The 1,904-nt window shown below is 25.8% G+C and carries 1 pseudogene; it reads left to right on the plus strand.

Annotated elements, in window-relative coordinates:
- Window positions 1–204 precede the first annotated feature (204 nt).
- Window positions 205–1,904: pseudogene (locus BUE91_RS06720) on the plus strand (hypothetical protein); the annotation flags it as partial.

The following is a 1,904-nucleotide window of genomic DNA, read 5'->3' on the forward strand; positions in this document are numbered from 1 at the left end:
GGTAAGGCAAATATAAATAATAAATTAAATGTTGGATTAAATTTAGGTATAGATTTCAATTTTTAATAAATATATTTTAGTCTCGAGTCTTGTAAACAAGATTAGGGACTTATTTTTATTGTAAAATTGTATCTTTTAGGTTATAATGTTTAATGGATTCATAAATAAAAGGAGGATTATGATACTTTATCATAAAAATATGTTATGAAACATAAAAAAGTGTTGTTTTTACTATTATTATCTTCTTTTGTTTATTCAAAAGATGAAAAGAGTAAAATAAGTGGAGAAGTAACTTTCGGCATTGATTCCATGGCTGGAGTAGATGGTTTAGAAAAAAGCTTTAACTATATTCCAACATTTGTAAACTTATTTAAAGCAAATAAATATAAAGATTACGAAAAAATACAAGAGATTAATAATAATAACGGTGGAAACAAAGGAAATGATGTTCCTAGTAAGCCAGATGTATATATACCTGTATATAATCCTACAATGAGAGATTTAGAACTTGCAGTAAAATACTTATCCCAGAATATAGAACTAAGAAAGAGAGTAAACTTTAAGTTAAAAGAGAACTATTTAGGATTAGGACTAAAAGTAGATATATTAGGAAAGAAGATAACACATAGTAATTTTTTAGAAAATAATGATATAGAAAAAATAAAATTAACATTATTTTCAGAAAATAAGTATGTAAATGGAGAATTAAATTACTATGTAAAAGGAGAAAGTAAAGAAAAAGTAGATATAGATAAAACAGATACAGAGAAGGAATTAAAAAATAAGGTATTAGATTATAGAATTAGTGTAAATCCATTACCTGATAGTAAGGTATCATTATCACTTGATTTTTCAGGGAGGAATAAGGAGATAAGTATAGGACCGACATTAAGATATAGAAATGGTGGAACCTATATAAATACAACATTATTATTTAATAATATAAGTTCATCATATGATGTAAGAGCAGAATTAGATAAGATTAAACATACAGCTCCAGGATATAATAAGATAGAATATTTTAAGAAGTGGACATTAAAAGAAAAATATAAAAATCCAAAATCAGAGATTGAACAAAAGGAATATGAAGAAGAACACGCAGATTTATCAAATGCAGAGGTTTCAGGAATTAAGGGAACAAGTAGGATATTAGGTCATTATTCAGGATCACTTTATGGAGATTCTCCGTTTAGGTATGTGGCTAAAAAACTATTTGATGAGATACACACTAATAGTAATTTTACAAATACATCTAAGATAGTAAAAGAATTTGAGAAAGACAGTGCACCTACAAAAACTTCTTTAGCATTGACTGCTATTAAAGCGAGAAATATATTAAGGGAGATTGAGAATAAAAAAGAATTTAATAATATAGCTAAGAAAATAGCACTAGATCTTTATAGAAAAGCAGGTGTAGGACTTGAAAGGAAATATTCAAGTGTATGTGTTTGGAAACAAATACCAAATGACTTCGCTTATCTTTTACCAGGGTATAATAAAGATTTTGATTATTCTAAGATTAAAATAGAAGAATTAAATCCAGATTATTTATACAATAATGGTCTAAGTTACACTAAATTACCTAAAAGAAATGCTTTGTCTAGTTCACAATCAAGGTCTAAGGATAATTCAGAAAAATATATGTTAAAAGAAAAACGTCATTATTTTGATGAAGATGTTCAAAAATACATTATTAATGAGATAATTAGAGAATATAATATAGATAAAATTAAAGAACTTTCTGAGATTAGTAAAGGAAGTTTAATATTAGATGCTCTTTTTGGAAGTAAAATAAGTAATGTAATAAGTAATTTACCTAAGATACAGGATATAATCAAAGATCCTTACGAGCTTAAAGGTGTAGATATGTTAAGAGGTATATATTTTCATCAAAGTGAAAAGGA

This window comes from Streptobacillus notomytis (genome assembly GCF_001902585.1).
Lineage (GTDB): Bacteria > Fusobacteriota > Fusobacteriia > Fusobacteriales > Leptotrichiaceae > Streptobacillus > Streptobacillus notomytis.